The 25,404-nt window shown below is 69.0% G+C and carries 19 protein-coding genes and 3 pseudogenes; 16 read left to right on the top strand and 6 right to left on the bottom strand.

Features of this window, described 5'->3' with window-relative positions; all coding sequences use genetic code 11:
* Positions 1-81: pseudogene (locus tag RNB18_RS53970) on the bottom strand (IS5/IS1182 family transposase); the annotation flags it as partial.
* Positions 82-442: 361 nt separating this feature from the next.
* On the opposite strand from RNB18_RS53970, the gene RNB18_RS49760 reads away from it, so the two are divergent.
* The 4 genes from RNB18_RS49760 (at position 443) to RNB18_RS49745 (ending at position 4,433) form a co-directional block, all read left to right on the top strand.
* On the top strand, positions 443-1,528 hold the full coding sequence (locus RNB18_RS49760) for an S-(hydroxymethyl)mycothiol dehydrogenase (RefSeq protein ID WP_311720741.1): 1,086 nt from the start codon (positions 443-445) through the stop codon (positions 1,526-1,528).
* A gap of 163 nt (positions 1,529-1,691) precedes the next feature.
* The gene (locus RNB18_RS49755; protein WP_059207582.1) at positions 1,692-2,054 is read left to right on the top strand and encodes a bifunctional 3-phenylpropionate/cinnamic acid dioxygenase ferredoxin subunit; all 363 of its coding nucleotides are present in this window, start codon (positions 1,692-1,694) and stop codon (positions 2,052-2,054) included.
* Positions 2,051-3,211, top strand: a complete 1,161-nt coding sequence (locus tag RNB18_RS49750) for an NAD(P)/FAD-dependent oxidoreductase (RefSeq protein WP_311720740.1) — start codon at positions 2,051-2,053, stop codon at positions 3,209-3,211. The genes RNB18_RS49755 and RNB18_RS49750 overlap by 4 nt, the downstream gene beginning before the upstream one ends.
* An 88-nt stretch (positions 3,212-3,299) precedes the next feature.
* The gene (locus RNB18_RS49745) at positions 3,300-4,433 is read left to right on the top strand and encodes an aromatic ring-hydroxylating oxygenase subunit alpha (protein ID WP_311720739.1); all 1,134 of its coding nucleotides are present in this window, start codon (positions 3,300-3,302) and stop codon (positions 4,431-4,433) included.
* Here the strand turns inward: RNB18_RS49745 and RNB18_RS49740 are convergent.
* On the bottom strand, positions 4,421-5,167 hold the full coding sequence (locus RNB18_RS49740; RefSeq protein WP_031041045.1) for an IclR family transcriptional regulator: 747 nt from the start codon (positions 5,165-5,167) through the stop codon (positions 4,421-4,423). The two genes, RNB18_RS49745 and RNB18_RS49740, sit on opposite strands and share 13 nt — an antisense overlap.
* A gap of 159 nt (positions 5,168-5,326) precedes the next feature.
* On the bottom strand, positions 5,327-6,985 hold the full coding sequence (locus tag RNB18_RS49735) for a PucR family transcriptional regulator (protein WP_311720738.1): 1,659 nt from the start codon (positions 6,983-6,985) through the stop codon (positions 5,327-5,329).
* Positions 6,986-7,309: 324 nt separating this feature from the next.
* On the opposite strand from RNB18_RS49735, the pseudogene RNB18_RS49730 reads away from it, so the two are divergent.
* Positions 7,310-7,495: pseudogene (locus RNB18_RS49730) on the top strand (aldehyde dehydrogenase family protein); the annotation flags it as partial.
* Between the two features lie 31 nt (positions 7,496-7,526).
* On the opposite strand, the gene RNB18_RS49725 reads toward RNB18_RS49730, so the two are convergent.
* Positions 7,527-7,898 (bottom strand): DoxX family protein, encoded by a 372-nt coding sequence (locus RNB18_RS49725; protein ID WP_311720737.1) that lies wholly within the window; start codon positions 7,896-7,898, stop codon positions 7,527-7,529.
* 26 nt (positions 7,899-7,924) lie between these two features.
* The gene (locus RNB18_RS49720) at positions 7,925-8,161 is read right to left on the bottom strand and encodes a carboxymuconolactone decarboxylase family protein (protein ID WP_311720744.1); all 237 of its coding nucleotides are present in this window, start codon (positions 8,159-8,161) and stop codon (positions 7,925-7,927) included.
* Between the two features lie 74 nt (positions 8,162-8,235).
* Between RNB18_RS49720 and RNB18_RS49715 the strand changes: the two genes are divergently transcribed.
* The 11 genes and pseudogenes from RNB18_RS49715 to RNB18_RS49665 all read left to right on the top strand — a co-directional run bounded on the left by RNB18_RS49715 (position 8,236) and on the right by RNB18_RS49665 (position 24,568).
* Complete coding sequence (locus RNB18_RS49715) at positions 8,236-9,162, top strand: pirin family protein (RefSeq protein WP_311720736.1); 927 nt, start codon at positions 8,236-8,238, stop codon at positions 9,160-9,162.
* Between the two features lie 282 nt (positions 9,163-9,444).
* The gene (locus tag RNB18_RS49710; protein ID WP_311720735.1) at positions 9,445-10,551 is read left to right on the top strand and encodes an LLM class flavin-dependent oxidoreductase; all 1,107 of its coding nucleotides are present in this window, start codon (positions 9,445-9,447) and stop codon (positions 10,549-10,551) included.
* A 155-nt stretch (positions 10,552-10,706) separates the two neighbouring features.
* Positions 10,707-11,138 (top strand): tetratricopeptide repeat protein, encoded by a 432-nt coding sequence (locus RNB18_RS49705; protein ID WP_057610670.1) that lies wholly within the window; start codon positions 10,707-10,709, stop codon positions 11,136-11,138.
* Positions 11,139-11,348: 210 nt separating this feature from the next.
* Positions 11,349-13,019 carry a choline dehydrogenase gene (gene betA / locus RNB18_RS49700; protein ID WP_311720734.1) on the top strand — a complete coding sequence of 557 codons (1,671 nt, stop codon included), beginning with the start codon at positions 11,349-11,351 and terminating at the stop codon, positions 13,017-13,019.
* 196 nt (positions 13,020-13,215) lie between these two features.
* Positions 13,216-14,685, top strand: a complete 1,470-nt coding sequence (locus tag RNB18_RS49695) for an aldehyde dehydrogenase family protein (RefSeq protein WP_311720733.1) — start codon at positions 13,216-13,218, stop codon at positions 14,683-14,685.
* A 20-nt stretch (positions 14,686-14,705) separates the two neighbouring features.
* The gene (locus RNB18_RS49690) at positions 14,706-15,794 is read left to right on the top strand and encodes a quaternary amine ABC transporter ATP-binding protein (protein WP_311720732.1); all 1,089 of its coding nucleotides are present in this window, start codon (positions 14,706-14,708) and stop codon (positions 15,792-15,794) included.
* Positions 15,794-17,803, top strand: coding sequence for an ABC transporter permease (locus RNB18_RS49685; protein WP_311720731.1), 2,010 nt, complete (start codon positions 15,794-15,796; stop codon positions 17,801-17,803). The genes RNB18_RS49690 and RNB18_RS49685 overlap by 1 nt, the downstream gene beginning before the upstream one ends.
* 13 nt (positions 17,804-17,816) lie before the next feature.
* Positions 17,817-18,779 carry an ABC transporter substrate-binding protein gene (locus tag RNB18_RS49680; RefSeq protein WP_311720730.1) on the top strand — a complete coding sequence of 321 codons (963 nt, stop codon included), beginning with the start codon at positions 17,817-17,819 and terminating at the stop codon, positions 18,777-18,779.
* A 286-nt stretch (positions 18,780-19,065) separates the two neighbouring features.
* A complete protein-coding gene (locus RNB18_RS49675; protein WP_311720729.1) occupies positions 19,066-19,533 on the top strand; it encodes a hypothetical protein in 468 nt (155 codons plus the stop codon).
* A gap of 490 nt (positions 19,534-20,023) precedes the next feature.
* A pseudogene (locus RNB18_RS49670) lies at positions 20,024-21,849 on the top strand (ISAzo13 family transposase).
* 280 nt (positions 21,850-22,129) lie between these two features.
* On the top strand, positions 22,130-24,568 hold the full coding sequence (locus RNB18_RS49665; RefSeq protein ID WP_311720728.1) for a GcvT family protein: 2,439 nt from the start codon (positions 22,130-22,132) through the stop codon (positions 24,566-24,568).
* Positions 24,569-24,606: 38 nt separating this feature from the next.
* Here the strand turns inward: RNB18_RS49665 and RNB18_RS49660 are convergent, their stop codons facing one another.
* Positions 24,607-25,398, bottom strand: a complete 792-nt coding sequence (locus tag RNB18_RS49660) for an IclR family transcriptional regulator (protein WP_311720727.1) — start codon at positions 25,396-25,398, stop codon at positions 24,607-24,609.
* Positions 25,399-25,404: the final 6 nt, after the last annotated feature.

Below are 25,404 nucleotides of genomic sequence, written 5' to 3'. Positions count from 1 at the left end.
TAACAAGCCTTCGAACTGCCGCATCCGCAGGCCCGTGAACGTCTCCACCCACAACGGATCAGCCCTCAACACCCCAGCCATACAAGGGAAATGCCCTGATCACGGCCTTTTGGAACACGCTTTAGGCGGCGCCCCCCGAAGGTGGCGGGGTCCCGAGGCCGGGCCTCTGAGGTTGCCGGGCCCGGTGCGGCCGTTGCCGAGGGGGCCGAGCCGTGCCTGCCCCCTGGGGCGCGGCCGGTGCCGCCCCGCGGCTCCACTTCCCGTCTGTGCGTGCGACGGGCGGGACCGTCTCAAGTACCCCGGCCCGCACCGTGGCCGCCCCCGCGGCGATCCGGCCGGAACCGACCCCTTGACCCATGGCTCGCCCTCCCCGATGCTCAGTTGCGCATGGTGATGCGTGTATCGGATGAGGCAACCCGCAGGTCTGTCGGAGGAGTGACCCATGGCTCATGAGGTTCGTGCTGTCGTCGCCCGGGCGAAAGGCGCCCCGGTCTCCGTCGAGACGATCGTGGTTCCCGATCCGGGGCCCGGCGAGGCGCTGGTGAAGGTAGAGGCGTGCGGCGTCTGCCACACCGATCTCCACTACCGCGAGGGCGGGATCGGCGACGACTTCCCCTTCCTGCTCGGGCACGAGGCGGCCGGCCGCGTCGAAGCCGTCGGAGAGGGCGTCACCGGCGTCGTGCCGGGTGACTTCGTCATCCTCAACTGGCGGGCGGTCTGCGGTACGTGCCGGGCCTGCGCCAAGGGCAGGCCGTGGTACTGCTTCGCCACCCACAACGCGACCCAGCGGATGACGCTGCTCGACGGCACCCCGCTCACGCCCGCCCTCGGCATCGGCGCCTTCGCGGAGAAGACCCTGGTCGCCGCGGGGCAGTGCACCAAGGTGGACCCAGCCGCCCCGGCGACCGCCGCGGGACTCCTCGGCTGCGGTGTCATGGCGGGCTTCGGCGCGGCCGTGAACACCGGCGCCGTCGGCCGTGGGGACTCCGTCGCCGTCATCGGCTGCGGCGGTGTCGGCATGGCCGCGGTCGTGGGGGCGCGGCTCGCCGGCGCGACCAAGGTCATCGCCGTCGACGTCGATCCGCGCAAGCTGGAACGGGCCGCGCGGATGGGCGCGACCCACACCGTCGACGGCTCCACGGCGGACGTCGTGGCGGCGGTGCGCGAACTGACCGGCGGCTTCGGCGCCGACGTGGTCGTGGAGGCGGTCGGCCGCCCCGAGACGTACGAACAGGCCTTCTACGCCCGCGACCTCGCCGGCACCGTCGTCCTGGTCGGAGTGCCGACCCCGGAGATGAAGCTGGAGCTGCCGCTGCTCGACGTCTTCGGGCGGGGCGGCGCACTGAAGTCCAGTTGGTACGGCGACTGTCTGCCCTCCCGCGACTTCCCCGCCCTCATCGACCTCTACCTGGGCGGACGCTTCGACCTGGACGCCTTCGTCTCCGAGACCATCGACCTCGGGGACGTCGAGAAGGCGTTCGAGAAGATGCACCGCGGTGAGGTGCTGCGGTCCGTGGTGGTGTTGTGAGGGGCAGGCGTGATTCGTTTCCTATCGCGCACGCTGTTGCGCACAAGGCAACGTGGAGCAAAGCGAGTGTCCGTCCTCTGGACGCCTTGACAAGGGTTTGTGGGCGCCCTCAAACTGACGTTGCGTTCAACGCAATCCGTTTCGCTATACGCACCGAGGTGTCATGATGATTCCCGCGTGCCGTCTCGTGGACCTTCCTCGAGGCGAGGCCTACCGGCTCGACATCGATCCGCCGGTCTCGGTGTTCCACACCGACGACGGCGAGGTCTTCGCCATCGACGACACCTGCACCCATCAGGACGCCTCGCTCGCCGACGGCTGGCTGGAGGGCTGCGAGGTCGAATGCCCGCTGCACGCCTCGAAGTTCGACCTGCGGACGGGCGCTGTCGACGCCCCGCCGGCCAAGCGCCCGGTCCGCACCCACGAGGTCCACGTCGAGGACGGCATGATCTACGTCCAGCTGTCCCTGGACGCGCCCAACCTGCCGCCCTGTGTCGCGGCCCGGCTCGCCGGCGGACCCGCGTGAGGACGGTCGCCGTCGTCGGCGCCTCGCTCGCCGGTCTGTCGGCGGCGCGCTCGCTGAGGAAACAGGGCTACGACGGGCGGCTCGTCGTCATCGGCGACGAACTCCACCGCCCGTACGACAGGCCCCCGTTGTCCAAGGAGTTCCTGGCCGGCTCCCTGGCCGAGGCCGATCTCGCCCTGGAGCCGGACACCGAGAACCTGCGGGCACAGTGGCTGCTCGGCGTCCGCGCCGTCGGTCTCGACGGCCCGCAGCGCGCCGTACGGCTCGCCGACGGCAGCGAGGTACGGGCGGACGGCGTCGTCATAGCGACCGGCGCCGCCGCCCGGACCCTGCCCGGCACGGACGGCCTGGCCGGGGTGCACACCCTGCGCACCCTGGACGACGCCCGCGCCCTGCGCGACGAACTGACCCTCGGGGGACGGCTGGTGGTGATCGGCGGCGGCTTCATCGGCGCCGAGGTCGCCTCCACCGCGTACGCCCTCGGGCTCGACGTGACCGTGGTGGAAGCGGCCCCGACCCCGCTGGCCGGACCGCTCGGCGAGACCATGGGCGGAATCGTCTCCGCCCTCCACGCGGACCACGGGGTACGGCTGTTGTGCGGGGTGGGTGTCAAGGGACTGAGCGGCGAGAGCCGCGTCGACGCCGTCCTGCTGGAGGACGGCCGGAGTGTCCCCGCCGACATCGTGGTGGTGGGGGTCGGTGCCCGCCCGTGCGTCGAATGGCTCGCGGGCTCGGGCATCGAGCTCGACGACGGCGTCAAGTGCGGCGCCGACGGTCGCACCAGCCTGGCCGGGGTGGTCGCGGTCGGTGACTGCGCCTCCTGGTACGACCCGCGCGCGGGCCTGCACCGCCGGGTCGAGCACTGGACCGGCGCACGGGAGCGGCCCGACGCCGCGGTGACCGCACTGCTGGCGGGCGGCATGGTGGAACCGAGCGCGCCGAGGCCGCCGTACTTCTGGTCGGACCAGTACGGCGTGAAGATCCAGTTCGCCGGTCACGCCGCCGGTGCCGACAGCGTGACGATCGAGGAAGGCGCCCGGGACGACCGCAACGTCCTGGCCGTCTACCGGCGTTCCGGGCATCCCATCGCCGTGCTCGGGATGAATCAGCCGCGGCTGTTCATGCGCTGGCGCAAGCAGCTCGCCGCCGCGGCCTGACAGCACCGCCGCTGTCGCCCCGTCCAGAACGCCGTCCGCTCGTCCCGGCGTGCATCACCGGTCCACGACGTTCCCCGAGGAGTGCACTGTGACCTCGACCAGCCTGCCGGACAGTCTGATCGCCACCCTCCCCGGCGCCTCCTACACGGATCCCGGGATCTTCGCCCAGGAGCAGGAGCGCATCTTCGAAGCGATGTGGTTCTGCGCCGTCCGCGCCCATGACCTGCCCAAACCCGGTGCCTTCAAGACGGTTGAGGTGGGCCGCGAGAGCATCCTCATCACGCGCGCACGGGACAACTCGATCCGCGCCTATTTCAATGTCTGCCGGCACCGGGGCGCCAAGCTGTGCACCGAGGAGTCCGGCGAGGTCAAGCGAGCCTTCCAATGCCCCTACCACGCCTGGACGTACGACCTGACGGGCAAGCTCGTCGCGGCGCCCAACCTGACGAAGATGCCGGACGTGGGCCGTACCGAGTACGGCCTCGCGAGCGTGGCGGTGCGCGAATGGCTGGGCTATGTCTGGGTGTGCCTCGCGGAGGACCCCCCGCCCTTCGACGAGGTCGTCCAGGACGTGATCGCGCGCCTGGGCGACACCGAGTCGATCGAGCACTACGACATCGGGGGGCTGGAGGTCGGCCGGCGGATCGTCTATGACGTGAAGGCGAACTGGAAACTCATCGTCGAGAACTTCATGGAGTGCTACCACTGCGCGACGATCCACCCCGAACTCACCGAGGTGCTACCGGAGTTCGCCGACGGATACGCGGCCCAGTACTACGTGGGGCACGGCGCGGAGTTCGGTGCGGACGTCAGGGGCTTCACCGTCGACGGCTCGGAGGGGCTGGACCGGATTCCCGGAGTCTCCGAGGACCAGGACCGCCGCTACTACGCGATCACCGTGCGGCCGCAGGTGTTCATCAACCTCGTGCCCGACCATGTGATCTTCCACCGGATGTACCCGGTCGCCGCCGACCGCACGATCGTCGAGTGCGACTGGCTGTATCTGCCGCATGTCGTGGAGAGCGGCAAGGACGTCAGCAGGTCGGTGGAGCTCTTCGACCGGGTCAACCGGCAGGACTTCGACGCGTGCGAGCGCACGCAGCCCGGGATGAGCTCACGGCTGTACGCCAAGGGTGGCGTCCTGGTGCCCAGCGAGCACCACATCGGCGAGTTCCACGACTGGGTCCAGGCCCGGCTGGGGGCTCAGCCTCAGCCCAGGTAACCCATGCGGTGGCTGATCTCCTCGGCGCCCTTGACCAGTACCGGAGCGAGCTCGTGCAGACGCTCCTCGGAGAGCCGGTACGCGGGTCCTGAGGCGCTGAGCGCCGCGATGACCTCTCCGTCCCGGTCGCGGACCGGCGCGGCCATGGCGTGCAGGCCGAGCTCCAACTCCTCCAGGGCCCAGGCATATCCGCGCTCCCGGGCCTCGGCGAGGTTCTTCTCGAGCTTCGTCTTCGCGGTGATGGTGCGTGGGGTGACCTTCTTCAGGCCGGTCTCGGTCAGCAGCGCGGCGCGTTCCTTGGCGGGCAGGTGGGCCAGCAGGATCTTGCCGCTCGACGTGGCGTGCAACGGGGTCAGCTGGCCGACCCAGTTCTGTGCGGTGACGGCACCGGGGCCGCGCACCTGGTAGAGGTTGACCGCGTAACGCTCCTGCATCACGGCGAGGTTCACGGTCTCGCCGATCTCCTCGGCCAGGTCCTCGCAGACCGGGCGGCTCTGCTGGGTGATGTCGATGCGTCCGGTGACCGCGCCGGCCAGGCGCACGATGCCGAAACCGAGGCGGTACTTGCCGCGCTCACCCGCCTGTTCCACCAGGCCGCGCGCTTCCAGGGCGCCGAGGAGCCGGAACGCCGTGGACTTGTGAACGTCGATCTCGGCCGCCACCTCGCTGACGCCGGCCTCGCCGCGCTGGGCGAGGATCTCCATCACGTGAATGGCCCGGTCGACGGACTGCACCCCGCCGCTCGACGACCCTGTCGTTTCGTTATCCGGGTTGTAGTTGCTCACAACGCAACTATACGGGGAGTACGGAACAACCTGTTTACCCTCGGGACGCTGACCAGGGTCTTTTGCCTGGTAGGGGGTGTGCAAGTGTTGTGCGGTTGATCTGGGCGTTCAGTGAGGGGCACGCAGAACATCAAGTGCAGCCAGCGCCACGTGCAGTTCGGTGCGCTGTTCGCCGGATTCGAGGTCGCAGTGGAGGATGCGCTCGATCGCGCGAAGGCGTTGGTAGACGGTTTCCCGGGAGAGGCCGCCACGGCGGGCGGCGGTGGTTTTGTTGCCGGCCGCGTCGAGGTAGTGGCGCAGGGTCGTCAGGAGGTCTGTGCCGTGCCGGGTGTCGTGGTCGATGAGACGGCCGAGCTGCCGCTCGGCGTAGTCCTGGACGCGGATGTCCTCGCGGAGCGCGTACAGCAGTCGGCGCAGGCCGATGTCGGACAGCTCGTGGAAGGACCTGCCGTCGGGCAGGGCAAGCCCGGGCAGGGCGGACTCGGCCACGCGTTCGGCCTCGCGGAAGGAACGGGCGGCGTCGTAAAGGTCCGAGACCTCGGCACCGATGCTCACGACCGCGTCGGGGTCCAGGCCGCGTGCGGACCGGCTGAGCCGCTCGACCGTGGGCCGCCAGGGCTGTGACTGACGCAGCGTCAGCAGCACGCCGAGCCGCCCGGGGGCCAGCGCGCCGACGAGTGCGGGCACGCCCGCGGCCCGTAGTTCCTGGGCCAGAACGGACTCCGGCTCGGCGCTGTCGTCTCCCCTCCGCAGGTCCACCAGCACCGCGACGAATCCGCCCTCGGTGGGCAGACCCAGCGCGGCGACGCGGGCGCGGGCGTCCTCGGGGGAGTGGTGACGCTGTTCGGCGAGGTCGCGCAGGGCGTTCCGGTGCGCGGCGCGTTCCCAGGTCGTCGTATGGATGAGACGGGCGATGGTCAGGGCCATCGCCGTCCGCTCCAGTACGGTGACGTCCTCGGGTGCGAAGGCCGCGGGCCCGCCAGAGGTGTCCGGGAGCATGGTCACGCGGCCCCAGCGATCGCCCTGGTACTCCACGGGTGCCACCAGCCAGCCCTCAGGACCGCACACTTCCGTGCGATCGCGGGACGGGACGGCTCTGGAGCGCTGTTCCCAGTCGGCGAGCGCCTCTTCGACCGTGCTGCCGGAGGCCTCGCAGATCAGCGCCTGGTGCACCAGGTTCTCGAGCACGACCGTGCGGCCGCTCATCTCCGCCGCCGCCCGCACCACGTCCTCGGGTCCCGCGCCACGCAGTGTCAGGCCGGTGAACGCCTCGTGGATCCGCTGGGTCCGGCGCATCGCGTCCGTCTGGTGACCGAGGAGGAGCGTGTGGACGACCTGGGTGACCTCCAGGAAGTTGACGTCCTTGGCGAGGGTGACGAGAGGCAGGCCGCGGGCCCGGCAGGCCTGGACGAGCGCGTCGGGCGGGCGGTGGTAGCGGCGTACGAGCTCGATGACCAGGGCCGCGGCTCCGACGTCGGTGAGTTCGTCCACGTACCGGCGTACTCCCGCCGGATCCTCGGGCAGCGGCATTCCGGTGGTGAGGACCAGTTCGCCGCCCTTGAGGAAGGACGCCGGGTCCGTCAGCTCGGTGATGTGGACCCAGCGCACCGGTCGGTCGAGCCGGGTCACACCGGTCACCACCTGTGGCTGCCCCGTGGCCAGGACGGGCAGGGCCAGAACGTCGGCCACGGTGAGCGGCCGCCCGGCCGTGGCGGAGCCCCGGTCGTCCGGGTCCGGCGGCCAGAAGGTAGCGCCGTTCTCACCCATAGGGCCTCCCTGCCTGCCCGGACACTGTGACAAGCCAGGGTGACCTGCGCAAGAGCCGTCCCACGCGGGGCATCCGACCCCTGGTGTCGGGCCGCTGCCCGAGCCGCCTGACACAACGTCCGAACTCCGCCTCGCCACTGGACAGATCAGGCGTTGTCGCCGCTCGGGCACCTGGAGATGCTCGGGCCACGCCCGTCGTGGCGGCCCGGGGCGAGGGCGTCCACCGGGCACTGCCACCCCAAGGTAGTGGCGGCGGCGCAGGAGCAGGTGGGCACGCTGACCCACGGTCAGTACACGACGGTCATGCACCGGCCGCTGCGGCAGCTGGACCGCGCCCTGCGCGTCAGCGAGCGCCTGGAGGCCGGCGTGGTCGGCCTCAACACCGGCCTCGTCTCCAACCCGGCCGCGCCCTTCGGCGGGGTCAAGCAGTCCGGGCTGGGCCGGGAGGGCGGCCGGGTCGGGATCGACGAGTTCCTGGAGTACCAGTACCTCGCGGTGCCGGTGCGTTGATGGCGGGTGTCGTGGTCCTGGCCGGTCGGGCTCACATGGCCAGTCCGAGCGTCACCGCGGTGGCCACGGAGACGGCGGTGAGGATGATGGGGGCCATCGCGTTCCCCCGGGTGGCGGGGTCGGCGTAGTCGCCGGCCTTGGCGTGGAAGCCCACCGCCCCGATCATGGTGATGGTGAAGCCTATGGCGGCCGCGATGCCCAGCGGCTGCCAGAAGAGGCCGATGATCAAGCCACCGGCGGCGGCGACCTCGGCCAGCCCGATGAAGCGCACGAGGCCCGCGCTCAGTCCCATGTGCGACTGCAGTCCGGCGGAGACGTCGCCCTTCAGCAGAGCCTTGGGCGCACCGGCGGCCAGCGACACGAGGGCGAGCAGCACGCTGAGGATGGCGGCCGTGATGTACATGGATGCTTCCTTCCAAGATTGATGTGTCAACAATGGACCAACTTAGATGACACGTCAATGATGCTCTGTTGTGCCCGAGCCCCGCGAGGCGCCTGCACCGGATGCCCGTTCATGATCGACACGCGGTTGAACGCACCGATGGTGATCGCCATCCAGATCGCGGCGGAGATCTGGTCCTCGCTGAGAACCTCGCGGGCGGCATCGGGTCGGAAGTCGCCTCGGCGAGTCCGAGCCGGTGCGGATGCACGGATCTGCTCGCTCACTGCGTTCCTCCTTCGCCCGCTCCTCGTGGCATGATAGTTGACATGACAACCAGAGTGTGTGAGAGGTGGTCCCGGTGAGCAACGTGGAAAGCGGAGTCGAGGTGCTGTCGGCGCGGGACGTGCCGCTGGGCGGGCCCCGTGCGCTGCTCGTGCGCCGGACGCTGCCGCAGCGGGCGCGAACCCTGATCGGAGCCTGGTGCTTCGCCGATCACTACGGTCCCGTCGACGCCACCGGGACGGGCATGGACGTGCCCCCGCATCCGCATACCGGTCTGCAGACCGTGAGCTGGCTGTTCAGCGGGGAGATCGAGCACCGCGACACCCTGGGCACCCACGCCCTCGTCCGGCCCGGCGAGATGAACCTCATGACCGGCGGGTACGGCATCGCCCACTCGGAGGTCTCCACGCCGAACACCACCGTCATCCATGGCGTCCAGCTGTGGGTGGCGCTGCCCGAGGAGCACCGCAACACCGCTCGCGACTTCCAGCACCATGTGCCCGAGCCGGTGCGGGTCGAGGGCGCCGAGATCAAAGTCTTCCTGGGCTCACTCGCGGGCAGCACCTCCCCGGTGCGGACCTTCACCCCCCTGCTCGGTGCCGAGATCATCCTCGACCCGGGTGCGTCGGTCACGCTCGCCGTGGACACCGACTTCGAGCACGGCCTCCTCGTCGACAGCGGGGACGTCCGCCTGCTCGACACGGTGCTGCGCCCGGCCGAACTCGGCTACGTCCCCTGTGGCACCGGCACCGTGACGGTGGTGAACGACTCGGACGTTCCCGCGCGCACGATCCTGCTCGGGGGCCCTCCCTTCGAGGAGGAGATCGTCATGTGGTGGAACTTCATCGGCCGCAGCCACGAGGACATCGTCAAAGCGAGGGAGGACTGGCAGGCAGGCTCCGACCGCTTCGGCGAGGTCGAGGGCCACCCCGGAAGCCGCCTGCCCGCCCCGGCCCTGCCCAACGCCGTCATCACCCCGCGCGGCAATCCCCCGCGCCGCTGACCCCGTCCGGAACCAGCCCGATGAACCGGTCCTCCGGCATCCGGAGTGTCCAACGCACGGACCGCCAGACCGGCGCGTCGGCCGTCGACCAGACCGATGTGCGGGAGCGCGGGCCGGTCTGATCGGCGGGGCGCGTCAACGGTGGCCGTCGTGCGTTCGGGGTGATCGTCCCGGAGCCCCGCGGGGCGAGGCCGGGCGGTCCCGAGGGGGCGGAATAGCCGCGTGCGGGGGTGTGTTGCAGGGGCATAGTTGATGCATCAACCACCAGGAAGGGTGAGGGCGATGCAGTTCGGCATCTTCACCGTCGGTGACGTGGCCACCGACCCGCACACGGGTCGTACGCCCACCGAGCACGAGCGGATCAAGGCGATGACCGCGATCGCGCAGAAGGCCGAGGAGGTCGGACTCGACGTGTTCGCGACCGGTGAGCACCACAACCGGCCGTTCGTGCCCTCCTCGCCGACGACCCTGCTCGGCTACATCGCCGCGCGCACCGAGCGGATCATCCTGTCGACATCCACCACGCTGATCACCACCAACGACCCGGTGAAGATCGCCGAGGACTACGCGATGCTCCAGCACCTGGCCGACGGGCGCGTCGACCTGATGATGGGCCGCGGCAACACCGGCCCGGTCTATCCGTGGTTCGGCAAGGACGTCCGCGACGGCATCGGCCTCGCGGTCGAGAACTACGCCCTGCTGCGCCGGCTGTGGCGCGAGGACGTCGTCGACTGGGAGGGGAAGTTCCGCACGCCGTTGCAGGGCTTCACCTCCACGCCGCGGCCGCTGGACGGCGTCCCACCGTTCGTCTGGCACGGTTCCATCCGCTCCCCGGAGATAGCCGAGCAGGCCGCTTACTACGGCGACGGCTTCTTCCACAACAACATCTTCTGGCCGAAGGAGCACACCGGGAAGCTGATCGACCTCTACCGGCAGCGGTACGCGCACTACGGCCACGGCACGCCCGAGCAGGCGATCGTCGGTCTCGGCGGCCAGGTCTACATGCGGCACAACTCGCAGGACGCCGTCCGGGAGTTCCGCCCGGTCTTCGACCACTCACCGGTGATGGGCGGCGGCGTCTCGATGGAGGAGTACATGGAGCAGACCCCGCTGACCGTCGGCACGCCCGAGCAGGTCATCGAGAAGACGCTCTCCTTCCGCGAGTACGCCGGTGACTACCAGCGCCAGCTGTTCGTGGTGGACGGCGGCGGCATCCCGCTGAAGACGGCACTGGAGCAGATCGACATGCTCGGCGAGGAGGTCGTACCGGTGCTGCGCAAGGAGTTCTCGGCGCGGCGGCCGGCCGGAGTGCCCGATGCCCCCACGCACGCCTCCCTGCTCGCCGCCCGCGAGACCGAGAGCGCGCAGACCGCCGAGGAAGCGGTCTGAGGCCGTATGAAGGGAAGTGAGTCGGCCGGGTCGATGGACGGGCGCCGGGCCGTGGCCGAGCTCACCGAACCCGTCGACCATCGTGCCGTTCGAGCCACAGTCGGCCGCACTCCGGTCCGCGTGAAGGCGCGCCCGGGAGAGGAGAGGGAGGAATCATGACCGACAACGTCAACGCGTACCCGGCCACCGACGGGGTGGCGCCCGACCGCTGGGCCAGCGCGCTGCACCTCTTCGACAACGGCGTCGGAGTGCCGCACGAGGAGACCACCGTCGAGCGCTGGGAGCGCGCTGGGCTGCTGTTCGAGGCGCGGGACTACAGCGGTGCCGCGAAGCTCCTCGCCGTCGTGGTGGAGGAGGCGCCGGAACAGACCGGTCCCCGGCTGTTGCTGGCCCGTGCCTACTACCACTCCGCACAACTGAAGCGCGCCGAGGAGCAGTTGCGCGTGATCGTCGAGCGCGATCCGGTGGAGCACTACGCCCACCTGATGCTGGGACGCACCCTGCAGCGTCAGGGACGCCAGGACGAGGCGGAGCCCTGGCTGCGGATGGCGGGCGCGTTCGCGGGCGAGTTCCCGGACGACGAGTGAGCGGTGCGTCCCTCTTGGGGGGCTTACGTTTCCTGGCCTGGACAGATCTGGATGCCGGTGCCGAGGCCGGCCGGCAGTTTGACGATGCGACCGCCGGCCCGGCCGCCCCGCCATGTGTCCGAGAGGTTGCGTGGATCGCAACCTGGTGCGTATGACGCTACTCGTACTACCATGCCGCGCGTATCTCCGGCGCGAGCGAGACGAGGCATCATGGCTCCTCAGCAGTACGACTTCGTCATCGTCGGCGGTGGATCGGCCGGCAGCGCACTGGCCAACCGGCTCTCCGCCGACCCGGGCAACCGGGTGCTGGTCCTGGAGGCCGGCCGGCCCGACTACCCGTGGGACGTCTTCATCCACATGCCCGCGGCGCTGACCTACCCGATCGGCAGCCGCTTCTACGACTGGAAGTACGAGTCCGAACCCGAGCCGCACATGGGCGGCCGGCGCGTGTACCACGCCCGCGGCAAGGTGCTGGGCGGCTCCAGCAGCATCAACGGCATGATCTTCCAGCGCGGGAACCCCATGGACTACGAGCGCTGGGCCGCCGATCCCGGCATGGAGACCTGGGACTACGCGCACTGTCTGCCGTACTTCAAGCGCATGGAGAACTGTCTCGCGGCCGACCCCGACGACGAGTTCCGCGGGCACGACGGCCCGCTCGTCCTGGAACGCGGCCCAGCCACCAACCCGCTCTTCACCGCCTTCCAGAAGGCCACCGAGGAGGCCGGATACGCGCCCACGGACGACGTCAACGGTTACCGGCAGGAGGGCTTCGCCAAGTTCGACCGCAACGTCCACCGCGGGCGTCGCCTGTCGGCCTCGAAGGCCTATCTGAAGCCCGTCCGCAAGCGCCCCAACCTCACCGTGAAGACGCGCGCCCTGGTCACCCGCGTCCTCTTCGAGGGCAAGAAGGCCGTCGGCGTCGAGTACCGGCGCGGCAAGGGAGTCCCCCAGCAGGTCCGCGCCAAGGAAGTCATCCTCTGTGGCGGCGCCATCAACTCCCCGCAGCTCCTCCAGCTCTCCGGCGTCGGCAACGCGCAGGAGCTGCGCGCCCTCGGCATCGACGTCGTCCACGACCTCCCCGGTGTCGGCGAGAACATGCAGGACCACCTGGAGGTGTACATCCAGTACGCCTGCAAGCAGCCCGTCTCCATGCAGCCGTACCTTGCGAAGTGGCGCGCCCCCTTCATCGGCCTGCAGTGGCTGTTCAGGAAGGGGCCGGCCGCCACCAACCACTTCGAGGCCGGCGGCTTCGCCCGCAGCAACGAGGAGGTGGACTACCCCAACCTGATGTTCCACTTCCTGCCCATCGCGGTCCGCTACGACGGCTCCGTGCCCGCCGGCGGCCACGGCTACCAGGTGCACGTCGGCCCCATGTACTCCGACGCCATCGGCTCGGTGAAGATCAAGAGCAAGGACCCGCGCGAACACCCCGCCCTGCGCTTCAACTACCTCTCCACCGAGCAGGACCGCCGCGAATGGGTCGAGGCGATCAGGGTGGCCCGCAAGTTGCTCAACCAGCCCGCCCTCGCCCCCTACAACGACGGCGAGGTCTCGCCCGGACCGTCCGTCGAGAGCGACGAGGAGATCCTCGCCTGGGTCGCCAAGGACGGCGAGACGGCCCTGCACCCCTCCTGCACCTGCAAGATGGGCACCGACGAGATGGCCGTCGTGGACCCCGCCAGCATGCGCGTGCACGGAGTCGAGGGGCTGCGTGTCGTCGACGCGTCGGTGATGCCCTATGTCACCAACGGAAACATCTACGCGCCGGTGATGATGATCGCGGAGAAGGCGGCCGACCTCATCCTCGGCACGGCACCGCTCCCGCCCTCCGAGGCCGCGTACTACCGGCACCGGGACGCCCGGACGCAGGCGGAGTAACGCAGTTTTTTCACGGGGCCGCTTGCATCGGAAACCCGCCTCGTCGGCTCGCGATCAAGTCCCCCGCGCGGCTGCCCGATTGTCGAAACCGTCATCCTCCAACCCCTTGACGTGGGTTCATGCATTCTCCAGAGTGTTCCACCACAAGCAATGCGGTGCGCGATGCGCAACGAGAATCGCTCGAAGGGCTCCCCAGGTGGCAGACCTGTATGTGGACGGGACGTGGCGGGAGCCGGTGGCCGGAGGCCATCGGGAGATCCGATGTCCCGCCGACGGCACGCTTTCCGCGACCGTGTCCGAAGGGACCCGCCCCGACACCGAGGCGGCCGTCGCCGCCGCCCGCCGGGCCTTCGACGAAGGGCCCTGGCCGCGCACCCCCGAGCGTGAGCGGGGCGCCCTGCTGCTGCGGACCGCCGACCTGCTCGAGCGGGACGCCAAGGAGTTCGCCCGCGCGGAATCGCTGGACACCGGCAAGCGGCTGGTGGAGAGCGAGTACGACATCGTCGACGTCGTCTCCTGTCTTCGCTATTACGGCGGGCTCGGCGGCACCGACGCCGGCCGCGTGATCGACACCGGACGGGACGACGCCGTCAGCCGCGTGGTCTACGAGCCGATCGGTGTGTGCGGTCTGATCACACCGTGGAACTACCCACTTCTGCAAGCGAGTTGGAAAGTCGCTCCGGCCCTTCTCGCCGGTAACACGATCGTCCTCAAGCCCAGTGAGCTCACCCCTTCCACCTCGATCCTGCTGATGAAGGCGCTGGAGGAGGCCGGACTGCCCGCCGGTGCGGCCAACCTCGTCCTCGGTACCGGGCCCGAGGTGGGCGCGCCGCTCTCCGAGGATCCCCGTGTCGACATGGTCTCCTTCACCGGGGGCGTGGAGACCGGAAAACGGATCATGGCGACGGCCGCAGCGAGCGTGAAGAAGGTCGCGCTGGAACTCGGCGGCAAGAACCCCAACGTCGTCTTCGCCGACGCCGACTTCGAGACGGCCGTGGACTTCGCGCTCACGGCCGTCTTCCTGCATTCGGGGCAGGTCTGCTCGGCCGGGGCCCGGCTGATCGTCGAGGACTCCCTGCACGACCGGTTCGTCGACGAGGTGGTTCGCCGCGCCCGGCAGATCCGCCTGGGCGGGCCCTTCGATCCCGAGGCCGAGACCGGGGCGCTGATCTCGGCGCAGCACCTGGAGAAGGTCGAGGCGTACGTCGTCGCCGGGCTCGCCGAAGGTGCCGTCCTGCGCTGCGGCGGTGAGCGCCCCGACGACCCCGCCCTCGCGAACGGCCACTACTACCCGCCCACCGTGCTCGACGAGTGCCGGCAGGACATGCGGGTGGTGCACGAGGAGTCCTTCGGACCGGTGCTGACCGTGGAGCGCTTCTCCGATGAGGACGACGCCGTACGCATCGCCAACGACACGGAGTACGGACTCGCCGGTGCCGTCTGGACGCAGGACGCCGGGAAAGCCCAGCGGGTCGCCCGCCGACTGCGGCACGGCACCGTGTGGATCAACGACTACCACCCCTATGTGCCACAGGCCGAATGGGGTGGCTTCGGGCACTCCGGTGTGGGCCGGGAACTGGGACCGACCGGCCTCGACGAGTACCGCGAGCCCAAGCACATCTGGCAGAACATCCAACCCCGGCCGCAGCACTGGTTCCGCGGCTGAACGCCGAGAAGAGGTCGACCATGACCCCAACCCAGACCGAGGTGCCGCCGCGCCGCGGCACCCCCGAGGACGCGGCTCCCACGCCCGTCATATCCGTACGCGGGCTGTGGAAGGTGTTCGGGCCGAAGGCGAACCAGGTACCGGACTCCGAGGAGCTGCGCGGGCTCACCCGCCGCGAACTCATGGACCGCACCGGCTGCACCGCCGCCGTGCGTGACGTGCACTTCGACGTCGCGCCCGGCGAGGTCTTCGTCGTCATGGGACTGTCCGGCTCCGGCAAGTCCACCCTGGTGCGCTGTCTGACCCGGCTGATCGAGCCCACCGCCGGAGAGATCGTCTTCGAGGGCGAGGACATCCGGGACGCCGACGAGCGGCGGCTGCGCGAACTGCGGCGCAGCAAGTTCTCCATGGTCTTCCAGCACTTCGGTCTGCTGCCCCACCGCCGCGTCGTCGACAACGTGGCGTTCGGCCTTGAGATCCGCGGCATGGGCCGGGCCGAGCGCACCAGGCGGGCGCTGGAGGTGGTCGAACTCGTGGGCCTGTCGGGGTACGAGAACTCCTATCCCGACCAGCTCTCCGGCGGTATGCAGCAACGCGTGGGCCTGGCAAGGGCGCTGGCCGGGGATCCGGACGTCCTCCTCTTCGACGAGCCGTTCTCGGCGCTCGACCCGCTGATCCGCCGTGACATGCAGAGCGAGGTCATCCGGCTGCACCACGAGGTCGGCAAGACGATGGTGTTCATCACCCACGACCTCTCCGAGGCGCTGAAGCTCGGCGACCGGATCCTCATCATGCGCGACGGCAAGATGGTCCAGTGCGGCACCGGTGACGAACTGGTGGGCGCCCCCGCCGACGACTACGTACGCGACTTCGTGAAGGACGTGGCACGCGGCGACGTGCTGACCCTGCGCTGGATCATGCGTCCGGCGACACCCGAAGACCCCCTGGACGGACCCGAGTTGGGCCCCGACGTCGTGGTGAAGGAGGCCACCCGGGCGGTGCTCGCGGCCGACAAGCCCGTCAAGGTCGTCGAGAACGGCAAGCTGATCGGCATCGTCGGTGACGAGGAGATCCTCGCGGTGGTCGCCGGGCAGGAAGGCGACGCGTGATGACCGTCGTCATGGAGAAACCCGGGAATCCGGGGCAGACGCAGCAGGCCGAACCACCTCCGGCCGTCGCCCCCGTACGCAGGATCAGCCGGTCCATGGTGGTCGGCGCGATCCTGGTCGTCTGGCTCGTCCTCTTCGCCGTACTGCGCGGAAAGCAGACCCTGTCGCTGGCCGCGGCCGACCTCACCGATCTGCACCGCTGGCTCAACGACGTCAACGACTCCATCGGCGCCAACCGCAACTCCAACCCGCTCTTCCTGTACGGCTTCAACGAGATCCGGCTGGTCATCGACAACCTCGTGACCTTCGTACAGGACCTGATCTCCCAGCCGTCCGGTGACCGCCCGCTCCCGCAGATCGGCTGGCTCGGAGTCGTCGGCCTCGCCGGCTATGTCTCCTGGGCGGTGGCCAACTGGCGGGTCGCGCTTCTGGCCGTGGCCGGCTTCACCTTCCTCGGGCTCCAGGGCCTGTGGCAGGAGAGCATGGACACCCTGGCCCTGACCCTCTCCGCGGTCCTGGTGGCGCTGCTGTTCGCCCTCCCGCTGGGCGTGTGGGCGGGCCTGTCCCCACGGGCCAACCGGATCGTCACTCCGTTCCTGGACTTCATGCAGACGATGCCGACCTTCGTCTACCTGGCGCCGCTGACCCTGTTCTTCCTGATCGGCGGGGCCTCCGCCACCATCGCCACCGTCATCTACGCGGCACCGCCGGCCATCCGCATCACCGCGCACGCCATCCGTTCGGTGCCCGCGACGACGGTCGAGGCCGCCGCCTCCATGGGAGCCACCCGCAGACAGTCGCTGCTGAAGGTCCTGCTGCCGATGTCCAAGCGGACCGTGGTGATGGGCATCAACCAGACCATCATGGCCGCCCTGGCCATGGTGACCATCGCCGCCCTGATCGACGCCCCCGGACTCGGCAAGACCGTCGTCCAGGCGCTGCAGTCGCTCGACGTCGGCACGGCCTTCAACGCGGGCCTCGCCATCGTGGTCATGGCGATCGTCCTGGACCGGGTGACCACCGCGGCCGCCGCCCGCGAGGAGAACGCGCGGCGCTCCAAGAACCGCCTCCTGAAGTGGCGGCGGCCGCTGCTGGGCGCCGGTGCGGCCGTCACGGCGGTCCTGATCTATCTGTCGCACACCTACCTGTGGGCGGCCGACTTCCCCGGTGACGGCACGGTCGGCAGCCACGTCGCGAGCGCGGCGGACAGCGCGACCAACTGGGCGCAGGACAGCCTCTCGGGCGTCACCAACGCCATCCGTGACGTCATCACCAACGGCCTGCTCAACCCGTTCCAGACGCTGGTCACCGACTCCCCGTGGTGGCTCGTCGGCGCGGTGCTGGTGGCGCTGGGCGTGGTGCTCGGCGGCTGGAAGTCCGGGGTCACCACAGCCGTGTGCGTGGGCCTGCTGGTCGGCACCGGTCTGTGGTCGGACGCCATGACCACCCTGGCCTCGACGCTCGTCGCAACGGTCCTGGTGATGGTGCTCGGCATCGTCTTCGGGGTGTGGATGGGGCGGAGCATGATGGTGGACCGGCTGATCCGGCCCACCCTGGACGCCGCCCAGGTCATGCCGCCCTTCGTCTACCTCGTGCCGTTCCTCGCGCTGTTCGGCCCCACCCGCTTCACGGCCATCGTCGCCGCGATCGTCTACGGGGCCCCGGTCGCCATGAAGATCATCGCGGACGGGATCCGGGCGGTGCCCGAGACCACCGTGGAGGCGGCGACCTCCGCCGGGTGCAACACCTGGCAGATCATCACCAAGGTTCAACTGCCGATGTCACGCAGTGCCCTGACGCTTGCGACCAACCAGGGCCTGATCTACGTGCTGTCGATGGTTGTTGTGGGCGGCCTGGTAGGTGCGGGCGCCCTCGGCTACGACGTCGTGGCCGGATTCTCACGGGGGGAGCTGTACGGGAAGGGGCTTGCCGCGGGTCTGGCCATCGTCCTTCTCGGAGTCATGTTCGACCGGATCACTCAGGCCGCGGCGCGCCGCGCCACCGCTTAAGGAGCACGACACCATGGCAAGACACTGGCGAGCCGGCGCGGCCGGCCTGGCCGTCCTCGGCCTCACCCTCACCGCGTGCGGCGGGGCGAAGGTCGGAGACAGCTCCTCCGCGGGTTCGGGAAGCTCGGGCAAGTGCGGCACCTTCAATCTGGCCGTCAACCCGTGGGTGGGCTACGAGGCGGACGCGGCGGTCGTCGCGTACGTCGCCCAGCACAACCTCGGCTGTACGGTCAACAAGAAGAACCTTAAGGAAGAGATCGCCTGGCAGGGCTTCGGCTCCGGCGAGGTCGACGCGGTCCTGGAGAACTGGGGCCACGCCGACCTGGTGAAGAAGTACATCGACCAGCAGAAGACCGCCGTGGACGCCGGCCCGACCGGCAACAAAGGCCTCATCGGCTGGTACGTGCCGCCGTGGCTGGCCAAGGCGCACCCCGACATCCTCGACTACAAGAACCTCAACAAGTACGCGTCGAAGTTCAAGACGTCCGAGTCGGGCGGCAAGGGTCAGCTCCTCGACGGCGACCCGTCGTACGTCACCCACGACGAGGCGCTGGTGAAGAACCTGAAGCTGGACTTCAAGGTGGTGTACGCGGGCAGTGAGACGGCGCTGATCCAGGCCTTCCGCACCGCCGAGAAGAACAAGCAGTGGGTGATCGGCTACTTCTACGAGCCGCAGTGGTTCCTGTCCGAGGTCCCGCTGAAGAAGGTCAGCCTGCCCGCGTACAAGGACGGCTGTGACGCCGACGCGGCGAAGGTCGCCTGCGACTATCCCGTGTACAACCTCAACAAGATCGTCAGCGCGAAGTTCGCCAAGTCCGGCAGCCCCGCCTACAACCTGGTGAAGAACTTCAACTGGACGAACGACGACCAGAACGAGGTCGCCAAGTACATCGCGCAGGACAAGATGACGGACGAGGCGGCGGCCAAGAAGTGGGTCGAGGCCAACAAGGACAAGGTCGACGCCTGGCTCAAATAGCGCCGGCGTCCGCCGCTAATGTGGTTGTTCTCCGGCCAAGGCTCCGTGGGTGTGTTGCGTGAACTGCCGGAGAACAACCTATTTCGCCCGCGATTCCTCCCGAATTCCAACATGAAACCCTCACCTGGAGCGTGGCCGCTGGCAAAATGGTCAAACTGCGGCAAAAATGATTTCCGAGGCCCGCGGTGAAGGCATCTCCCCGGTAAGATCTCGTCCGGAATGGCACACGGTTACGACCAAACCCAAATTCATTCGGAAACGGGGAGACGTGGGGATTCGCAAATATATGCGGAGCGTTCTGATTGCCGGGATTCTGCTTGGGGCATCCATCTTCACGCCAGCCACTCAGGCTGACGCTGCAGCTGGGCAGTACCACTTGAACCTCGGTCAGAAGCTGACCGTCGGGAAGTGCATCGTGTCCACTGCTGGACAGCGCGGGGCTGTCGCAAAGCTTTGCATGGGCAAGTATGCCAACGCGCTCATCTATTACAAAGGTGTTCTAAAGGATGAGTTCGGACCGAATCACGTGACGTCGGCTCAGCCCAGGGCCTACATCACGCTCGCGTCCGACCACAACGTCAAGATTTATAAGTACTCCGGTGGGCCACTTCTGTTCAACAGCAAGACCGCCGGGAGATTCCCGGCGACCCAGCTGTGGATCGACTCCTGCGCGGCTCTTCCCTACTGGAACGTCGCCCTGGTCAAGCCTGGAAGCTTCAACTGGCCCTGGAAGGGCGAACACTGCGTCGGCTAGTTGTACCCGGCCAGTCGGGTAGGACCGCCGCATTGCTGCGGCGGTCCCCCCTCAGAACCGGCCGTGCGGGCTTTCCCCGCAGCTCGGCTCAAGCAAGCCCGAGAGGCTCACAGGCGTGCAGTGCAGGACGAGTGGATGAGGCGGAGTTGCACCCCGTCCGACGTTTCGATCCCGCGATAGGTGATCTTCCTGGTGGTGATCGCCTGTCGGGTGCCTCGCAGCCATGTGACCCCCGGATGGAACGGGAGCCCCTGGGCTTCTTCCCCGAGCTTCGCACCCCGCCGTTACCAGCGACGCACGTCGGGGAGGGGACGGGCCTTGGACACTGGCCCGGGTTACGTCCTCGGCGTCATGCCGACCTCCTCCATGCGTAACCACTCACAGCGTGCGACCTCGCGTCGCACCCCCGATCTGACAGTTGTCAACCCCGCCCAGGGGGCCCGTATTTCAATAGGTGCTCGGCAGAGGGGTGTTGGTGGGAGTCTGAGATATGACTTCGTGTCTGTCAGGCCGCGTTGCCGCTCGTGCTCTGCGGGTCAAGTTTGATCAGATCCTCCCGCACTTCGATGAGCGCCGCCGTCGGTTGTACCTGGCCAGTGAGGCGACGGCCCTCGGCCGCGGCGGAATCGTCCGGGTCGCCGCTGCCTCAGGCACCAGCACTGCAACCATCGCGCGAGGCATGGCCGAGTTGGCCGGTTGCCCCTCGCCGACCCTGCGGGTCCGGGTTCCAGGTGCGGGCCGCAAGCGGCTGACAGACACCGACCCTGGTCTGTGGCCCGCGCTGGAGTCGCTGATCGAGCCGCACACCCGAGGCGACCCCGTCTCCCCGTTGCGGTGGACCACGTTGTCGTTACGGGCCCTGGCCTCAACCCTCACCACACAGGGCTACCCGGTCAGCGCTTCAACCGTCGGACACCTGCTGCACACCCTGGGCTACAGCCTGCAGGGAACCGCGAAGACAACAGAGGGCATCAGCCATCCGGACCGCGATGCCCAGTTCACCCACGTCAATGCCACCGCCGCCGCGTTCCTCAACGATGCCCAGCCGGTGATCAGCGTGGACACCAAGGCCAAGGAATGGCTAGGCAACCGGGACCGGCCCGGTCGCACCTGGCGACCGGGCAAGAACGCGATCAAGGTGGACTGCCACACGTTCACCACCAACGACCAGCCCATGGCGATCCCCTACGGGATCTACGACATTGCCAACAACAGCGGATGGGTCAACGTCGGCACCGACCACGACACCGCCCAGTTCGCAGTGGAGTCCATCCGACGCTGGTGGCAACACCACGGACGGGCGGACCACTCGAATGCCACCCGGCTCCTGATCACCGCCGACTCCGGCGGCTCCAACGACCCCCGCCGCTGGACCTGGAAAAGCAACCTTGCCGCCTTCGCACGAGAGAGCGGCCTGGAGATCACAGTCTGTCACCTACCACCGGGGACTTCGAAGTGGAACAAGATAGAGCACCGGATGTTCTGTCACAGCACCGCGAACTGGCGGGGGCGGCCGCTGACCAGCTACCAGGTCGTCCTCGAGACCATCGCCGCCACAACCACCAGGACCGGCCTGACCATCGGGGCCGAACTGGACACAGGCAGCTACGACCTCGGCATCAGCGTCACACCCGCCGAATTCCGCGCCCTTGCGATCACACCCAACGCCTTCCACGGTGACTGGAACTACGCACTGTCTCCCGTTCCACCGCGAGCGCCAGACGCGCCGGCAACGACACACCGGATCGACCCGGCCCTGACCGCGATGCTCACCGACCCGGCCCTGACCGGCATGTCACGAACCGCCTTCGAGCATCTGGTGGCGGTCTCGGAGCCATTCTGGGACGCCTTGGCCGAGACAGCATTCCAGCGACGCTTCCACCGCCCGCGCAGCTACCGCCACCCACAGACCAGCAGCGTGGACCACACCCACCGGCTCCTGGCCGCCATCCTCCGCCGCCGCAGAGCGGTGACCATGACGTTCCTGGCGCAACTACTGGGCGTCAACCGCACCAACCTGTCCATCCAGTACCAGGACGCAAAACGAATCCTGGACCTGCACCGGATCCTCGTCACACCAATACCCGGATCGCCCGCCCGCACATGGGAACAACTACACGCCCGAACAACCCCCGCGGAAACCCGTCGCTGACAGTTATTGAAATACGGGCCCTGGGCGGAAGTGAGTCCGCGCACCGGCACGCCCCGAACGGTTTGGGCCCACTGGTCATCCGCTTTCGCATCCCGGGCGGAGGCACGGATCGTGTCCGTGGTCCGAGCCGAGAGGGCGGAGACCCTCACGACCTGGCCATGTGAATGCGGCCAGAGGCGACGGAGAGGCCCTGAATCATCTCTCTGGTGGAGCAGAGGCCCCGCACGCTGGCGCCGCACTCGGCGTCCCAGATCGCGCTGCCACGCTAACTCGTTCGCCGCCCAGTACCGCAAGCCCGTAAGCCGACCATCACACGATCGAGCTAAACGTCCCTGCGTGCTGAGCTCTTGACACCCCTCCCCGAGGCGGGCACATTGAGTTGCGCAACCTGAATCACGTTGCGCAGAAAGCAACTCAACGGTTTTGAATTTCGGAGGTGCGGCGATGGCGGGACCCCGAGTGGTCATCATCGGAGCGGGCGTCGTCGGCGCGGCACTCGCCGACGAGATCTCCGCGCGTGGCTGGACCGAGGTGACCGTCGTCGACCAGGGCCCGCTCCCGGCCACCGGGGGATCGTCCTCGCACGCCCCGGGCCTCGTCTTCCAGGCCAACTCCTCCAAGACCATGACCGAGCTGGCCCGCTACACCGTCGAGAAGTTCTGCTCGCTCGATGTCGACGGAGAGCCTTGCTTCCTCCAGGTCGGCGGCCTCGAAGTGGCGACCACGCCCGAGCGCGTCACCGAACTCCACCGCCGTCAGGGCTGGCTCACCTCCTGGGGCGTGGAGTCGCGGATCGTGACCGCCGACGAGTGCGTCGACATGCACCCCCTGGTCAACCGCGACCGGGTCCTCGCCGGCCTCCACATCCCGACCGACGGCCTCGCCAAGGCCGTCCTCGCCGTCGAGGCGCAGATCCGCCGGGCCACCGAGCGCGGAGTGACCTTCCTGGCCCGACACGAGGTCCTCGACGTACTCCAGGCCGACGGGGCAGTGACGGGCGTCCGCACCGACCGGGGCGACCTGCGGGCCGACATCGTCGTCTGCTGCGCCGGCATCTGGGGCCCGAAGATCGCCCGCATGGCCGGCATGAACCTCCCGCTCACCCCGCTCGCCCACCAGCTCGCCTGGACCGGACCGGTCCCGGCGCTCGCGGGCCAGACCGAGGAGGCGGTGCGCCCGATCCTGCGCCACCAGGACGCCGACCTCTACTACCGCGACCGCCACGACACCCTCGGCATCGGCTACTACGGCCACCGCCCCATGCCCATCACCGCCGACGAGATCCTCTCCGTCGACGAGGCCGACGGGATGCCGTCGGTCCTGAAGTTCACCGAGGACGACTTCGCGGACGCCTGGACCGAGACGCAGTCACTGCTCCCCGCCACCCGCGAGGCCAAGATCGAGGAGGCCATCAACGGCCTGTTCTCCTTCACCACCGACGGGCTGCCCCTCCTCGGCGAGTCCCCGGACGTCAAGGGCTTCTGGGTCGCCGAGGCCGTCTGGGTCACCCACTCCGCCGGCGTCGGACGAGCCGTCGCCGAATGGCTGGTCGACGGCCACTGCTCCTCCTTCGACCTCCACGAGTGCGACGTCAACCGCTTCGAGCCGCACCAGCTCGCCCCGGAGTACGTACTGGCCCGCGACTGCCAGAACTTCGTGGAGGTCTACGACATCCTGCACCCGCTGCAGCCCTCCGGTGACCCGCGTCCCCTGCGCACCAGCCCCTTCTACGCCCGCCAGCAGGAGCTGGGCGCCTTCTTCCTGGAGGCGAACGGCTGGGAGCGGCCGCACTGGTACGAGGCCAACGCGGGCCTGGTGGAAGGCCGCTCGATCGTCACCCCCAACGACTGGGCCGCGCAGTACTGGTCGCCGATCGTCGGTGCCGAGGCGCAGGCCACCCGCGAGACCGTCGCGATGTACGACATGACGGCCCTCAAGCGCCTGGAGGTGAGCGGACGGGGCGCGGCCGACTTCCTGGAGCGGCTGTGCACCGGCAAGGTCGCCAAGTCCGTCGGCTCGGTGACGTACACCCTGCTGCTCGACCACGACGGAGGCATCCGCAGCGACATCACCGTCGCACGGCTGGCCCCCGACCTCTTCCAGGTCGGCGCCAACGGCAACCTCGACCTCGACTGGTTCACCCGCCACCTCCCCGCCGACGGCACGGTCCAGGTCCGTGACATCACCCCCGGCACCTGCTGCATCGGCCTGTGGGGACCGCTCGCCCGGGACGTCCTCCAGCCGCTCACGGACGAGGACTTCTCGGCCGCGGGCCTGAAGTACTTCCGCGCCAAGCGCGCTCACATCGGGTCCGTTCCGGTGACGGCGATGCGACTGTCGTACGTTGGTGAGCTCGGCTGGGAGCTGTACACCACCGCCGACCAGGGCCTGAAGCTGTGGGACACGCTGTGGCGGGCGGCCCGCCCGCTGGGCGGCATCGCGGCCGGGCGCGGCGCGTTCAACAGCCTCCGCCTGGAGAAGGGCTACCGCTCCTTCGGCACCGACATGACCTACGAGCACGACCCCTACGAGGCCGGGGTCGGCTTCGCAGTCAAGGCCGACAAGGAGGACTTCGTCGGGAAGGCGGCACTGGAGCGACGCAAGGCCGACGTGCGGCGGAAGCTGACCTGCCTGACGATCGAGGACCCGCGGGCCGTCGTCATGGGCAAGGAGCCGGTGTACGACGGGCAGCGCCCGGTCGGTCACGTCACCAGCGCGGCCTTCGGCCACACGATCGGCAAGGGCATCGCGTACGCCTGGCTGCCCGCGGAGCTCGCCGTGGCCGGCCGTGCGGTGCACATCGGATACTTCGACCAGCGCGTGGAGGCGGTCGTGGCCGAGGAGCCGTTGTTCGACCCGGCGATGTCCCGTCTTCGGGGGTGAGCGGGTCATAGCCGGTCCGGGCGCCCCCACGCCCGGTGTCAGCCCAAGTAGCCGAGCCGGTGGCTGAGTTCGTCGGCGCCCTCGATCAGCACCGGTGCCAGCTCGTGCATCCGCTCCTCGGTGAGACGGAAGGCGGGACCCGAGGCGGTGAGGGCGGCGACGACCTTGCCGTCGCCGGAACGAATCGGCGCCGCCATGGCGTTGAGGCCCTCCTCGTACTCCTCGACCGTCAGGGCGTAGCCCTGCTCGCGGACCCCGACCAGCTCCGCCTCCAGCTTCTGCCGGGAGGTCAGCGTGCGGGCGGTCATCCGGTCGAGCCCGGCCGCGGCGACGAGCTCGTCCCGGCGCTGCTCCGTGAGATGCGCGAGCAGGACCTTGCCGCTCGAGGTGCAGTGCATCGGCGTCAGCCGGCCCACCCAGTTCTGCGCGGTGATGGCGGACCGGCCCCGCACCTGGTCGAGGTTGATCACATGGTGGGACTCCAGGACCGCGATGTTCATCGTCTCGCCCAGTTTGTCGGCGAGGCGCTCGCAGATCCCGCGGCCGTGCTTGGTGACGTCGATGCGCCCGGTGACCGCCCCGGCCAGGCGCACGATGCCGAAGCCGAGGCGGTACTTCCCCCGCTCGCCCTCCTGCTCCACCATCCCGTGCGCCTCCAGTGCGCCGAGCAGACGGAACGCGGTGGACTTGTGGACGTCGATCGCCTCGGCCACTTCACTGACGCCTGCCTCGCCCCGCTGGGCGAGGATCTCCAGCACGGTGACAGCCCGGTCGACGGACTGCACACCGCCGCTGGACGTGCCCCCGGACTCGGTACCGTTGCTGCTCATGGCGGA

It is taken from the genome of Streptomyces doebereineriae (genome assembly GCF_031845645.1).
Taxonomy (GTDB): domain Bacteria; phylum Actinomycetota; class Actinomycetes; order Streptomycetales; family Streptomycetaceae; genus Streptomyces; species Streptomyces canus.
The sequence above is the reverse complement of the archived record's forward strand: the minus strand, read 5'-3'. Positions and strand labels throughout refer to the sequence as shown.

Coding starts and splice junctions, on each gene's coding strand:
- RNB18_RS49675 (WP_311720729.1), top strand. CDS start 19,066: ATGCGGAGCGTTCTGATTGCCGGGATTCTGCTTGGGGCATCCATCTTC.
- RNB18_RS49680 (WP_311720730.1), top strand. CDS start 17,817: ATGGCAAGACACTGGCGAGCCGGCGCGGCCGGCCTGGCCGTCCTCGGC.
- RNB18_RS49685 (WP_311720731.1), top strand. CDS start 15,794: ATGACCGTCGTCATGGAGAAACCCGGGAATCCGGGGCAGACGCAGCAG.
- betA (WP_311720734.1), top strand. CDS start 11,349: ATGGCTCCTCAGCAGTACGACTTCGTCATCGTCGGCGGTGGATCGGCC.
- RNB18_RS49710 (WP_311720735.1), top strand. CDS start 9,445: ATGCAGTTCGGCATCTTCACCGTCGGTGACGTGGCCACCGACCCGCAC.
- RNB18_RS49755 (WP_059207582.1), top strand. CDS start 1,692: ATGATGATTCCCGCGTGCCGTCTCGTGGACCTTCCTCGAGGCGAGGCC.
- RNB18_RS49735 (WP_311720738.1), bottom strand. CDS start 6,985: ATGGGTGAGAACGGCGCTACCTTCTGGCCGCCGGACCCGGACGACCGG.
- RNB18_RS49690 (WP_311720732.1), top strand. CDS start 14,706: ATGACCCCAACCCAGACCGAGGTGCCGCCGCGCCGCGGCACCCCCGAG.
- RNB18_RS49705 (WP_057610670.1), top strand. CDS start 10,707: ATGACCGACAACGTCAACGCGTACCCGGCCACCGACGGGGTGGCGCCC.
- RNB18_RS49760 (WP_311720741.1), top strand. CDS start 443: ATGGCTCATGAGGTTCGTGCTGTCGTCGCCCGGGCGAAAGGCGCCCCG.
- RNB18_RS49660 (WP_311720727.1), bottom strand. CDS start 25,398: ATGAGCAGCAACGGTACCGAGTCCGGGGGCACGTCCAGCGGCGGTGTG.
- RNB18_RS49725 (WP_311720737.1), bottom strand. CDS start 7,898: ATGTACATCACGGCCGCCATCCTCAGCGTGCTGCTCGCCCTCGTGTCG.
- RNB18_RS49665 (WP_311720728.1), top strand. CDS start 22,130: ATGGCGGGACCCCGAGTGGTCATCATCGGAGCGGGCGTCGTCGGCGCG.